This window comes from Propionicicella superfundia DSM 22317 (genome assembly GCF_000423465.1).
Lineage (GTDB): Bacteria > Actinomycetota > Actinomycetes > Propionibacteriales > Propionibacteriaceae > Propionicicella > Propionicicella superfundia.
Genome location: NZ_KE384020.1, coordinates 335,868 through 349,107 on the forward strand (window position 1 = coordinate 335,868; position 13,240 = coordinate 349,107).

At 70.0% G+C, this 13,240-nt stretch carries 10 protein-coding genes; 9 read left to right on the forward strand and 1 reads right to left on the reverse strand.

Annotated elements, in window-relative coordinates; translation table 11 throughout:
* Positions 1-60 precede the first annotated feature (60 nt).
* From G555_RS0106685 to G555_RS0106715, 7 genes are all read left to right on the forward strand, one after another.
* Complete coding sequence (locus G555_RS0106685; protein ID WP_028708280.1) at positions 61-453, forward strand: HIT family protein; 393 nt, start codon at positions 61-63, stop codon at positions 451-453.
* Positions 454-748: 295 nt separating this feature from the next.
* A complete protein-coding gene (locus tag G555_RS0106690; protein WP_028708281.1) occupies positions 749-1,132 on the forward strand; it encodes a hypothetical protein in 384 nt (127 codons plus the stop codon).
* 279 nt (positions 1,133-1,411) lie between these two features.
* The gene (locus tag G555_RS0106695; protein ID WP_028708282.1) at positions 1,412-3,151 is read left to right on the forward strand and encodes an acetolactate synthase large subunit; all 1,740 of its coding nucleotides are present in this window, start codon (positions 1,412-1,414) and stop codon (positions 3,149-3,151) included.
* Positions 3,148-3,678: an acetolactate synthase small subunit gene (ilvN, locus tag G555_RS0106700; protein WP_028708283.1), complete on the forward strand. Its 531-nt coding sequence runs from the start codon at positions 3,148-3,150 to the stop codon at positions 3,676-3,678. Before G555_RS0106695 ends, ilvN begins: the two co-directional genes overlap by 4 nt.
* 22 nt (positions 3,679-3,700) lie before the next feature.
* Positions 3,701-4,729 (forward strand): ketol-acid reductoisomerase, encoded by a 1,029-nt coding sequence (ilvC, locus tag G555_RS0106705; RefSeq protein WP_028708284.1) that lies wholly within the window; start codon positions 3,701-3,703, stop codon positions 4,727-4,729.
* 94 nt (positions 4,730-4,823) lie between these two features.
* Entirely contained in the window at positions 4,824-7,187 is a 2,364-nt protein-coding gene (locus G555_RS0106710; RefSeq protein WP_245581214.1) for an HAD-IC family P-type ATPase, read from the forward strand.
* 125 nt (positions 7,188-7,312) lie between these two features.
* Positions 7,313-9,016, forward strand: coding sequence for a hypothetical protein (locus G555_RS0106715; RefSeq protein WP_028708286.1), 1,704 nt, complete (start codon positions 7,313-7,315; stop codon positions 9,014-9,016).
* 6 nt (positions 9,017-9,022) lie between these two features.
* Here G555_RS0106715 and G555_RS0106720 read toward each other — a convergent pair whose 3' ends face one another.
* Positions 9,023-10,081, reverse strand: a complete 1,059-nt coding sequence (locus G555_RS0106720) for a 3-isopropylmalate dehydrogenase (protein ID WP_028708287.1) — start codon at positions 10,079-10,081, stop codon at positions 9,023-9,025.
* 92 nt (positions 10,082-10,173) lie between these two features.
* Here G555_RS0106720 and G555_RS0106725 point away from each other — a divergent pair, with 92 nt between their 5' ends.
* Both G555_RS0106725 and cimA read left to right on the forward strand, forming a co-directional pair.
* Positions 10,174-11,265 (forward strand): branched-chain amino acid aminotransferase, encoded by a 1,092-nt coding sequence (locus G555_RS0106725; protein ID WP_028708288.1) that lies wholly within the window; start codon positions 10,174-10,176, stop codon positions 11,263-11,265.
* Between the two features lie 111 nt (positions 11,266-11,376).
* On the forward strand, positions 11,377-12,960 hold the full coding sequence (cimA, locus tag G555_RS0106730; RefSeq protein WP_028708289.1) for a citramalate synthase: 1,584 nt from the start codon (positions 11,377-11,379) through the stop codon (positions 12,958-12,960).
* Positions 12,961-13,240: the final 280 nt, after the last annotated feature.

Sequence of the window (13,240 nt, forward strand, 5' to 3'; positions counted from 1 at the left end):
CGGCTCGATTCTGCCGGACGCCCGGCCGGGGGGAACCGCCCGTGGTGGTTCACTGTGACCATGGACTGTCTGTTCTGCAAGATCGTGTCCGGCGACATCGGCTCTCGGCAGGTGTACGCCGACGACGTCGCGATCGCGTTTCTCGACATCGCTCCCTGGCATCCCGGGCACACACTCGTGATCCCCCGGCGCCATGTCTCCGACCTCACCGCTCCCGACGCGCTGTCGGAGATCGCCGCGTCGGTCGAGGCCACGGCCGCCCTGCTGCGCGAGAGACTGCGGCCCGACGGTATGAACCTGCTCGTCAACCAGGGTGCCGTCGCGGGGCAGGAGGTTTTCCACTTCCACGTCCATCTCGTCCCGCGCTACGAGCGGAACCCGGGGATGCGCAATCTCATGACCAAGGAGCCCGGCATCGACGTGGACGAGGTGCACCGCAGGATCACGGGGTGACCCCGCCGCGTGGGGTGTAGGACGAGTCGCGTCGTGGCACGGGCACCGTGGGCTCGCGGCCGGGGCAGGCCCAGGCTCGTAGGACGACGTCAGCGCGGACTCCGCATTCGGCCATACGTGCCGCCTCCACCTGCCCCGGAGCATTGAGCCGCGTGTCTGTTACGTTGTCGGCCTTCGCCGCATCGCCGGGGCGGCCTGATCAATGAGGAGGACGTGCTCGGCGTGAAGGACTGCATCAGTCTCATGACTGGCAAGGACTGACTGGTCTCCGAACCTAGCGAAAGGAACGCCTGCTATGGGAGGACACGTCACCTTCGGTGATATCGGTTGGTCGCTGGTGAGCATGCTTGCGTTGGTGGCCGGCGTCTACGTGCTGCTGGTCTTCATCATGGGCAGAATCAGGCTGACCGACTGGCTGGGCTACATCGTCGGGGTGGGCGCCGTGGTGAGGGCGATCTGGGCGCTCACCGATACTTCAGTGTGGGCCGTTGTCGTTGGCGTACCGTTGGCTTTCATTCCGGCTTTCCTGTGGGCTCGTGCCACGGTCAAGGCCTACCGGGAGAATCCTGACATGGTGCTCACAGGCCTCTTCACGGTTGGCCGTCCTCCGGAGCGCGTGAAGAACTGGCCGGATCAGTCTCGGTCTGGCAGGAACAAGCCCCACTCGGCCGGGGAATGACGTGAAGCGTTCGGCCTCCTGGCGCCGTGGCCAGCACTGACCGACGATCCTTGAGGCAGGCGGCATGTTCCACGCTCAGCATGTGGGACATGCCGCCTCGGGGTTTGACACGCCCGGGAGGGGTGGGGAAAGGTGATCCCGTGCTCTGGACCATTCTCGTAGCAAGTCGCGTGTCCGCCGGGTAACGTCACCCGACCGACACGCTCCCTCGCCTGCCCACGCAGCGGGGGTTTTTTTCTGCGATCAGACAGCCAGGCACCTCGACGGAAGGAGACACAGATGGCTGAGGAGAAGATCCTCACCGGAGCCCAGATGCTGGTCGAATCCCTGGAACGAGTCGGCGTCGAAGTTGTGTTCGGGATTCCCGGTGGGGCGATCCTTCCCGCCTACGACCCGCTGTTCGACTCCGAACTCGTCCGGCACATCCTCGTTCGCCACGAGCAGGGAGCCGGGCACGCCGCCGAGGGCTACGCGCTCGCCACCGGCAAGGTCGGCGTGTGCATGGCCACATCGGGGCCCGGAGCGACCAACCTGGTCACGCCCCTCGCCAACGCCTACATGGACTCGGTGCCCATCGTCGCGATCACGGGCCAGGTGGGCAGCGCCTCGATCGGCACCGACGCGTTCCAGGAGGCCGATATCCGCGGCATCACGATGCCGATCACCAAACACAGCTTCCTCGTCACCGAGCCCCGGCTGATCCCCGGCGCGATCGCCGCCGCGTTCCGGCTCGCCGCGAGCGGACGTCCTGGCCCGGTCCTGGTCGACATCTCCAAGGACGCGCTCGCCGGAACGGGACGCTTCCAGTGGCCCGACGCGGTGGAACTGCCCGGGTATCATCCCGTGACCAAGCCTCACAGCAAGCAATTGCGCGAAGCCGTCCGGCTGATCGGCGAGGCCAAGCGGCCGGTCCTGTACGTGGGCGGCGGTGTCATCAAGGCGCAGGCGGCCGACGCGCTCGCCGACCTGGTCAAGAACACCGGCATCCCGGTCGTGACGACGCTCATGGCCCGCGGCGCCCTGCCGGACAGCGATCCGCTCAACTTCGGCATGCCCGGCATGCACGGCACGGTCGCGGCCGTCGGCGCCCTGCAGCGGTCCGACCTCCTCATCGCGCTCGGCACCCGGTTCGACGACCGCGTCACGGGCAAGCTGTCGAGCTTCGCCCCCGATGCGCTGGTGATCCACGCCGACATCGACCCCGCCGAGATCTCGAAGAACCGGGTGGCCGACGTCCCGATCGTGGGCGACCTGCGCGCGGTGCTCGACGAGCTCAACGAACTGCTCCGCGGCTCCGACCTGCCCGACCTCGGCCCGTGGGTGACGTACCTGACGAGCCTGCGCACCAAGTACGCGATCGAGACCGAGCCGACGAAGGAGGGCCGGCTGTCGCCGCAGTACGTCATCAAGCGGATCGGCGAGATCGCCGGGCCCGACGCGATGTACGTCTCCGGCGTCGGACAGCACCAGATGTGGGCCGCGCACCTGCTGCCCTTCGAACGGCCGGGTCGCTGGATGAACTCCGGCGGCGCGGGGACGATGGGCTACTGCGTGCCCGCCGCCATGGGCGTCAAGGTCGGGGCGCCCGACGACGTCGTGTGGGGCATCGACGGCGACGGCTGCTTCCAGATGACCAACCAGGAGCTCGTCACCTGCGCGCTGGAAGGGATCCCGATCAAGATCGCCGTCATCAACAACGAGTCGCTGGGCATGGTGCGCCAATGGCAGACCCTGTTCTACGGCGAGCGGTACTCGAACACCGACCTCAAGTCGCTGCGGGTGCCCGACTTCCCGAAGCTGGCCGAGGCCATGGGGTGCGTCGGCCTGCGAGCCGAGACGGTCGAGGAGGTCGACACCGTCCTCGCCGAGGCGATGGCCGTGACCGACCGCCCCGTCGTGGTCGAGTTCGTGGTCCACAAGGATGCGATGGTGTGGCCGATGGTGGCCGCCGGAACGAGCAATGACGACATCATGATCGCCAAGGGGCTCGCCCCGGCGTGGGACGAGGAGGAACTGTGAACACGCACACGCTGAGCGTTCTCGTCGAGGACAAGTCGGGCGTCCTGGCGCGCATCGCCGGTCTCTTCGCGCGCCGCGGGTACAACATCGAGTCGCTGGCCGTCGGCCCGACCGAGGTCGTCGGCGTCTCCCGGATCACCGTCCAGGTGTCCGTCGAGAGCCAGCTCGTCCTGGAGCAGATCACCAAGCAGCTCAACAAGCTGATCGAGGTGCTGAAGGTCGTCGAGCTCGACCCGCAGACGTCGGTGAGCCGCGAGCTCATGCTCATCAAGCTGCGCGCAGACCCCGCGACCCGGAGCCAGATCATCGAGATCGTCCAGCTCTTCCGCGGCAAGACGGTCGACGTCCACAACGAGTCCATGACGATCGAGGCGACGGGCAGCCCCGATAAGCTCGATGCGTTGCTCGAAATGCTCAAGCCGTACGGAGTGCGCGAACTGGTCCAGTCCGGCCTCGTCGCGCTCGGTCGAGGAAGCCGCTCGCTGACCGAGCGGCCGAAGCAGGATCGAACCCGCCGCTCCAACTGAAACGCAAAGGAAGTCACCAGCAATGGCAAAGATGTACTACGACGACGACGCCGATCTGTCCGTCATCCAGGGCCGCAGCGTGGCCGTGATCGGCTACGGCAGCCAGGGGCATGCGCACGCGCTGTCCCTGCGCGACTCCGGCGTCGACGTCCGGGTGGGGCTGAAGGAGGGCTCGAAGAGCATCGCCAAGGCCGAGGCCGAGGGGCTGCGGGTCGTCCCGGTGGCCGAGGCGGTCCAGGAGGCCGACCTCATCATGATCCTGACCCCCGATCAGGTGCAGCGCCACGTGTACGCCGAGAGCATCCTGCCGCACCTGCAGCCGGGCGACGCGCTGTTCTTCGCCCACGGCTTCAACATCCGGTTCGGCTACATCGAGGTCCCCGACGGGGTCGACGTCTGCATGGTCGCGCCGAAGGGTCCCGGCCACCTCGTCCGTCGCGAGTACGTCGACGGGCGCGGCGTCCCGGTGCTCGTCGCCGTCGAGAAGGACGCCACGGGCTCCGCGTGGCCGCTGACCCTCGCGTATGCGAAGGCCATCGGCGGGCTGCGGGCCGGCGGCATCGAGACGACGTTCACCGAGGAGACCGAGTCCGACCTGTTCGGTGAGCAGGCCGTTCTCTGCGGGGGGCTCTCGAAGCTCATCCAGAGCGGCTTCCAGACCCTCGTCGAGGCGGGGTTCCAGCCGGAGATCGCCTACTTCGAGTGCCTGCACGAGATGAAGCTGATCGTCGACCTCATCTACGAGGGCGGCATCGCGAAGATGCGGTGGAGCATCTCCGACACCGCCGAGTACGGCGACTACGTCTCGGGTCCGCGCATCGTGGACGACGCCACCAAGCAGCACATGCGCGAGGTCCTCGCCGACATCCGCAGCGGGGCGTTCGCCCAGCGGTTCATCGCCGACCAGGACGCGGGTGCTCCCGAGTTCACCGCGTTCCGTGCCGCCGAGGAGCAGCATCCCATCGAGGCCACCGGCCGCGAGCTGCGCAAGCTGATGTCGTGGGTCAAGGGGCACGACACCGACTACGTGGAGGGAACGGCGGCCCGCTGAGCCGTCCGTCTCCTGCCGCACCGCCGTCCCCGTCCCGATTCCGGGGCGGGGACGGTCGTGTCCGGCGATGTGGCATTCTGAAGAGGTGCCCGCCGTGCCTCGTCTGACCGGTCTCACGGCCGAGGAGGTGGCTGAGCGGTTCGCCGACGGACGCCACAACAAGCTGCCGCCCCGCAGCGGACGCAGCGTGCGGGACATCGTCCGGGCCAACGTCTTCACGCGGATCAACGCGCTGCTGGCCGTGCTGCTCGTGTTCGTCCTGTCCACGGGGTCGTGGATCAACGCGGCGTTCGGGCTGCTCATCATCGTCAACTCGGCCGTCGGCATCGTCCAGGAAGTGCGCGCGAAGCGGACGCTCGACAGCCTGGCCGTGGTGGGAGAGGCCAAGCCGCGCATCCGTCGTGCGGAGGGGACGGCCGACCTGCCGCGGGACAGGCTCGTGCTGGACGATCTCGTCGAGATCGGCCCGGGCGACCAGATCGTGGTCGACGGCGAGGTCGTCGAGGAGTCGTACCTGGAGATCGACGAGTCCCTGCTCACCGGGGAGTCGGACCCGGTCGCCAAGGATGTCGGCGACATGGTTCAGTCCGGCAGCTTCGTGGTTTCCGGGTCGGGCGCCTACCGGGCCACGCGGGTCGGGGCCGAGTCGTACGCGGCCCGGCTGGCCGCCGAGGCGTCCCGGTTCACCCTCGTGCACTCCGAGCTGCGGCAGGGAATCAACCAGATCCTGCGGATCATCACCTGGCTCATCGTGCCGGTCGGTCTCGGCATCATCTGGACGCAACTGGCCCATCACCGTGACTGGCGCTCGGCGGTCCTGGGCATGGCGGGTGCGATCGTCCCGATGGTCCCCGAGGGGCTCGTGCTGCTCACCTCGGTGGCGTTCGCGATCGGGGTCGTCAGGCTCGGCCGGCGCAACTGCCTGGTCCAGGAGCTCCCGGCCATCGAGGGGCTCGCCCGCGTGGACGTCGTGTGCGCCGACAAGACCGGGACTCTCACGGCGGCGGGCATGGACCTGGCCGACGTACGGCCGGTCGGCGCGACCGAGGAGGCGACGTTGCGGGCGGCCCTGGCCAACCTGTATGTCGCGGACCCGACCCCCAACGCCAGCCTGCGGGCGATCGGGGACAGCATCGGAGCGCCCGCCGTCCCGTGGCCGGTGCTGGCCCGGGCGCCGTTCACGTCGGCCCGGAAGTGGTCCGGCGTCACGTTCGCCGGGCAGGGCGACTGGGTTCTCGGCGCGCCGGAGGTGCTGGCCGAGGGGACACCCGCGGCAACGACCGCGACCGAGCTCGCGGAGCAGGGGCTGCGCGTCCTCCTGCTGGGCACCTCGAGCCTCCCGATGGACGACCCGGCCGCGCCGGGCGCGGTCGCACCGCAGGGACTCGTCGTGCTCGCCCAGCGCGTCCGCCCCGACGCCCGCGACACCCTGCAGTTCTTCGCCGATCAGGGAATCCGGATCATGGTGATCTCGGGCGACGCGGCACCCTCGGTCGCCGCGGTCGCCCGGTCCGTCGGCGTCGCCGGGTCGGCCGTGGACGCGCGCGCCCTGCCCGTGGAGGCGGGGCCCGGCCTGGGCGTCGCCGTCGAGGAGCATCGGGTCTTCGGCCGCGTCACACCGCAGCAGAAGCGTGCCATGGTGTCGTCCCTCCAGGAGGCGGGCCACACGGTGGCGATGACCGGAGACGGCGTCAACGATGTCCTGGCCCTGAAGGACGCCGACCTCGGCGTCGCAATGGGATCGGGATCCGCGGCGAGCCGATCGGTCGCTCAGATCGTCCTGCTCGACGACCGGTTCGCGACCCTCCCGCACGTCGTCGCCGAGGGGCGCCGGGTGATCGGCAACATCGAGCGAGTCGCGAACCTGTTCCTGACGAAGACCATCTACTCGGTGCTGCTGGCCCTGTTCGTGATCGCGGCGCAGATGCAGCATCCGTTCCAGCCGATCCACGTGACGATCACCGGCTGGTTCACGATCGGGATCCCCGCCTTCGTCCTCTCCCTGGCCCCCACCGCCGAACGCGCCCGCCCGGGCTTCGTCGGACGCGTGCTACGCCTCGCACTGCCGGCCGGGGTGATCATCGCGATCGCGGCGATGTCCACGTACCTCGCGACGTCCCGACTCCTCGCAGAGACGGCGCCGCGGACGAGCACCGCGGCGCTGGCCTCCCTCATCATCGCCGCGTCGTGGCTGCTGTGCGTGGTCGCCCGCCCGCTGCGGCCATGGAAGGTGGCCCTGCTGGTCGCGTCCGTGGCGATGTACGTCCTGATCTTCACGCTGCCCCTGGCGCAACGGGTGTTCCTGCTGGACACCTCCCACCCGCAGGCCATGCTCATCGGAACCCTCGTCGGGGTCGCTGCGGCCGTGCTCATCGAGGTCACCTGGTGGGTCACCGGGCGTGTCCACGGGATCCGGCGACGTGTGTGGAGCCGGCACGACGAGGAGCCGGCGGATTGAGACCGGCGCACTAGGATTCCCGTGGAGCGTGCGGTTCAGGCGAAGCACACGGACGGCGGGAGAGCGGGATGTCGGGCTCGGGGCACCGGGATCCGGCGGGCAGCGGGGGGGCAGGAGGCCCCCGCGTGCACCGCACGGAGGTCGATGGCGTGCCCGCGTTCTGGAGCGACTCCGGCCTGCCCGGCGTGACCGCCTCGCTGCGGTTCCGCAGCGGCATCGCCGACGAGGCACTGCCTCGGCTCGGCTGGACACGCCTCGCAGCAGAGGCGGTGGTGCGGTCGGCGGAGCTACCGGGCCTGGACATCACCGGGTCGCTCACCGCCCTGTGGACCTCGTTCGACATCACCGGTCCCGCCGAGGCGGTGGTCGCCGGGCTGTCGCGGATCTCCGACGTCCTGCGCGACCCCGGCGACGGCGCGTCGCAGATCGCGGAGCGGATCGTCGCCGAGGCGACGCAACGGCCGTCCGCCGACGCCTTCGGGCTGGCGCTCCGCTGGATCTTCGGCGCCGGCGGGTTCGGGCTCGTCGGGTTTCCCGAGTTCGGCCTCGCGACGGTCACCCCGGCCGATCTCCGGGCCCTCGCCGCATCGCGGTTCGGCGCGTCCGACGCGGTGCTGTGCATCGAGGGGACACCGCCTGCCGGGCTTCGCCTCGGCCTTCCCCCGGGGCAGGGGCGGTCCCAGATCCCCGCAGCCGTTCCCGTCACGCCCGCCGGTGCCTTCGTCGGCGACCAGGCCGAGGTGCTGGGAGCGGCCGTCCTGCCCGACTCGATCCCGACCCGGCAGATGATGCGACTCCTGGCCGCCGGGGTGGAACGGGCCGTCCCGACCGACTCGTGGACGGCCTACGACACCCGGCCGCTGCTGGAGCCCCTGGGAGCCGACGTGCTCGTCGGTGTCTCGGTCACCGCTCCGGGCCCGTTCGCGGTTCCGGCCGCCCACGCGCTCCTCTCCGCGCTCGACGAGCTCTGCGACGGGCCGGTCCTCCCCGGCGACCACGGCGCGCAGGAGGAACTCCGGCCGGCCGGCCGCGCCTGGGCCGCCGCGGAGCGGCATGTCCTGGGCGCGGGACGTCCCCTCAGGCCGCCCCCGCCCGACGTCCGGGCCGCAGCCCGCGCGTTCCGGGACGGGCTGTACCTGGGAATGCCCGGCGACGCCGACCTGCGGGCGGTGCCGGTGCCGTTCGCCGCGGAGCCGGCGGAGCCCGCGGTGGTGGGGGATCGGCTGCTGCGAGCCTTCGGCTGCGGCGATCAGTACGACACCCGCATCCTCGCCGGGGACGCCGGGATCACCGTCGCCGACCGCACGACCCGTCAGACATTCGCCTGGGCGGATGTCGCCGGCTGCCTCGTGGGCGATGGCGATGTGCGTGTCCTGGTGCGTCGCGACGGCCGGACCGCGGACGTCGACGGCACCCAGTGGCGACGAGGGCGGAACCTGGTCGGCAGGATCGACCGCCACGTCGGGCCCGATCTGCAGATTCCGTGGCCGGTACGGAGAGCGGTGGCGCCGCGCGGGTTCTTCGAACGGCTGGCCCGGGAGGCGCGCTGGCCGCGTTCGGTACCGAGCCATGTGGCGATCCATGCCGGGCTCGTCCTCGGGACGCTGGTGGGCAGCTTCGCTCTCATCGGCGGGAACATCGCGTTGACGGGCGGGACGGGGCCGCTGAACGCCCTCTTCGCCGTGGCCCTCGGGGCGCTGCTGTGCGTCGTCCTCATCCACTCGGTCCTGGCCGCATGGGGACTGCTGGACTATCTCCTGCGGCGTTACCGCGGTCGGACCGGCCGGCGACGGACGACGGCCGTCGTGCGTGAGCGGCGGGCGCGCTGAGCGGGCTCAGGCCAGGCGCGCGGCGATGGCGTCGCCCACCGCCGCCGTGCTGCGGCGACCGGTCCGCTCGGCGATGTCGACCGACACGGCGTCGCGGATGCGGGCCGCGGCCGCCGGCTCTCCCCAGTGGTCCAGCAGCATCGCCGTGGACAGGATCGCGGCCGTCGGGTCCGCGAGCTGCCTGCCCGCGATGTCCGGGGCCGATCCGTGGACGGGCTCGAACATCGACGGGTAGGCCCGTTCGGGATTGATGTTCGCGCTCGCGGCGAGGCCGATTCCTCCCGTCACGGCGGCGGCGAGGTCGGTGAGGATGTCGCCGAACAGGTTGTCGGTGACGAGGACGTCGAAGCGCTGCGGATCCTGCACGAAGGCGATGGTGGCGGCGTCCACGTGAAGGTAGTCGGTCTCGACCTGCGGGTATGCCTCGCCGATCCGGGCGAACTGGCGTCGCCACAGACTGCCGGCACTGGTGAGGACGTTGTGCTTGTGCACAAGAGTCAGCCGGCCGCGACGGGCCGCGGCCCGTTCGTAGGCGTCCGCGACGACCCGCGCGACGCCGTGGGCAGTGTTGACCGACACCTCGGTCGCGATCTCGTGCGGGGTGTCCACGCGGACGGCCCCGCCGACACCGCAGTAGAGGCCCTCGGTACCCTCGCGCACCACGACGAAGTCGATCGGGCCCGCCCCGGTGACCTCGGCGGACAGCGGCGTCGCCGTGCCGGGGTAGTACACGGACGGGCGCAGGTTCACGTAGTGGTCGAAGGCGAATCGCAGCTTGAGCAGCAGTCCGCGCTCCAACAGGCCGGAGGGGATCTGCGTGCTGCCGGGGGCGGCGCCGACGGCGCCGAGCAGGATCGCGTCGGCGGCGGCCAGCTCCTCCAGGACGCTGTCGGGCAGCACCTCGCCGGTGCGCAGCCAACGCTCGGCGCCGAGGTCGTAGGACACCTCGGTGAAGCCCTCGCCGAGGACCGTCCGGAGCACTTTCACGGCTTCGGCTGTGACCTCGGGGCCGATTCCGTCACCAGGGACGACGGCAAGGACGGGGGACTTGGCTGCGGCAGACACGCGGGCACCCTATCGAGCGGAGCGAGAATGAGACGCCCGTCTCACGGCGAAACGCCCAGGCCCGCCGGGCTTCGCGCGGTAACGTTCGGCTCATGGCCTTCGACTTCGCGCTCACCCGTAATCCCGCCCCGGCGACTCCTGCACGGCTGCAGGAGATCCTCGCCGATCCGGGGTTCGGCGTTCACTTCACCGACCACATGGTCACGGCCGAGTGGACGCACGACGCGGGCTGGCAGGACGCCGTCGTGGAGCCCTACGGGCCCGTGACGCTCCAGCCGCACGCCGCCGTCCTGCACTACGGGCAGGAGATCTTCGAGGGGCTCAAGGCGTACCGGCACGAGGACGGCTCGGTGTGGCTGTTCCGGCCCGAGAAGAACGCCGAGCGGTTCGAGCGATCCGCGGCCAGACTGATGCTCCCGATCCTGCCTGCCGCCGACTTCGTCTCCTCGGTGACCGCGCTCGTCGAGATCGACGAGCGCTGGGTCCCGTCGGCCGCCGCCGGCGAGTACAGCCTCTACCTGCGCCCGTTCATGTACGCCTCCGAGGCGTTCCTCGGCGTCCATCCCGCCCAGGAGGTCACCTATCGCGTCATCGCGTCGCCGGTCGGCCCGTACTTCGCCACCGGTGCCGTCGAGCCTGTCGACATCTGGGTGACCACGACGTACTCCAGGGCCGGTGCCGGCGGCACCGGTGCGGCGAAGTGCGGCGGCAACTACGCTTCGGGCCTCATCGCGCAGCAGGAGGGATATGCCCACGGGTGCAGCCAGGTGCTGTTCGCGGACGCCGCGAGCGGTTCGCTGCTGGAAGAACTGGGCGGCATGAACCTCTTCCTGGTCACCGCCGACGGGCAGTTGCTGACCCCCGAGTTGTCGGGCTCGATCCTGGAGGGCGTGACGCGCGACTCGATCCTCGTGGCGGCGACGGAACTCGGGCTGACCCCCGTCGAGCGGAAGATCGAACTCGCCGAGTTGTTCGACGGGCTCGCGAGCGGACACATCGTGGAGACCTTCGCCTGCGGCACCGCCGCGGTGCTGACACCGATCGGGAGCTTCCGCGACGAGGAGCACACCTGGGCGGTGGGGACCGGCTCGATCGACCACACACTCGCCATTCGCACCTACCTGACCGACGTGCAGTACGGGCGGCGTCCCGACACCCACGGCTGGCTCACCAAGGTCGTCTGAGCGTTCCTCGGCTCATGGTGCGGGACTGTTGGTCTCGCACCATGAGAAGCTTGCGTCCCGGGATGGTCGCCGGGCAGACTGCCCAGGTCACATTCCCAGACAGGTAGGCCAATGAACGCTCAACCCGTTGCTCCTGACAGCTTCCAGGTCTTCGACACCACTCTGCGCGACGGTGCGCAGCAGGAGGGTCTGCGGCTCACCGTGGCGGACAAGCTCCGAATCGCCGGGCTCCTCGACGAACTGGGCGTCGGATTCATCGAGGGGGGCTGGCCGGGGGCCAATCCGAACGACACAGCCTTCTTCGCCGCCGCGGCGGCCGGGGACCTCAGGCTGGACAACGCGACCCTCGTCGCGTTCGGGGCGACGCGCAAGGCGGGTGGCAGCGCGGCTTCCGATCCCCTGGTCCGCGCACTGCTGGACGCCCGGACGAGCACCGTGTGCCTCGTCGCGAAGAGCCACGACGAGCACGTGTTCCGCGCGCTCCAGACGACGCTGGCCGAGAACATCGAGATGGTCCGGGACACGGTGTCGTTCCTCGTGGCCGAGGGGCGCCGGGTGTTCGTCGACTGCGAACACTTCTTCGACGGGTACAAGGCCAATGCCGCCTATGCGCTGGAGGTTGTCCGCACCGCCGCGGAGGCCGGCGCGGAGGTCGTGGTCCTGTGCGACACGAACGGTGGGATGCTGCCGGGCAGGATGGGTGACATCGTGTCGGCGGCGGGATCGATCGGCGTCGAGCTCGGCGTCCATTGCCACAACGACACCGGCTGCGCGGTGGCCAACACCCTCGCCGCCGTCGAGGCCGGTGTGACGCATGTGCAGGGCACCGTGAACGGCCACGGCGAGCGCACCGGCAACGCCGACATCATCCAGATCATGGCCAACCTGCAACTGAAGCTGGGCTGGGACGTCGTCGCCCCGGAGCGGCTCGCGGAGGCCACCCGCATCGCCAACGCCATCGCGGCCGTCACGAACATCCCGATCAGCGCCCGTGCCCCGTACGTCGGGCATTCGGCCTTCGCCCACAAGGCGGGCCTGCACGCGTCGGCGATCAAGGTGGACGCGAACCTGTATCAGCACACCGACCCGCAGTCCGTCGGCAACGACATGAGGATGCTCGTCTCGGACATGGCCGGCCGGGCGAACATCCAGCTCAAGGGCGGCGAACTCGGCTACGACCTGTCGGACCGGACGCTCGCCGCCGAGGTGACCGATCTGGTCAAGCAGCGCGAGATGGACGGGTACTCGTACGAATCCGCCGACGCGAGCTTCGAACTCCTGTTGCGCGAGCATCTCGGTCTGGCGAAGCCGGATTTCGAGGTCGAGCAGTGGCGGGTGCTCACACAGCACGCGCCGTCGGCCGACGGCGACAACTCCGAGGCGACACTCAAGGTGCGCGCGGGCGACAGTGTCACCAAGCTCGTCGGCGAGGGCAACGGGCCGCTGAACGCTCTCGACGTGGCGTTGCGCTCATCGCTGGCGGCCACGTTCCCGCAGGTCAACGACTTCGAGCTCATCGACTACCGGGTGCGCATCCTGGAGTCGTCCCACGGGACGGGGGCCATCGTCCGGACGCTCATCGACACCACCGACGGCAACCGCACCTGGACGACCGTCGGCGTCGGCACCAATGTCATCGAGGCATCGTGCGAGGCTCTGTTCGACGCGTACACCTGGGGTCTGCTCGAGCGCTGACCCTTCGGATCGCCCAGCTCCACTGGTCCTGTGGCCCGGGGGTCCCTGCTGCGCGGTCAGGTTCTGTGGTCGGGTCTGGTTCGGTCCTGTGGTCAGGTTCTGTGGTCCGGTCTGGTTCGGTCCTGTGGTCCGGGGAACGGTGCCGTTCGCAACCACCCGCCTCGCAAGCTCGGCGGGGGCCAGTCCCGTCCACGCTCACGGCACCGACCTCCCGGACCACAGGACCACAGGTGCGGCTCGGCGGGGGCTGGTCCTGTCCGCGCTCGCGGCATCGACAGCC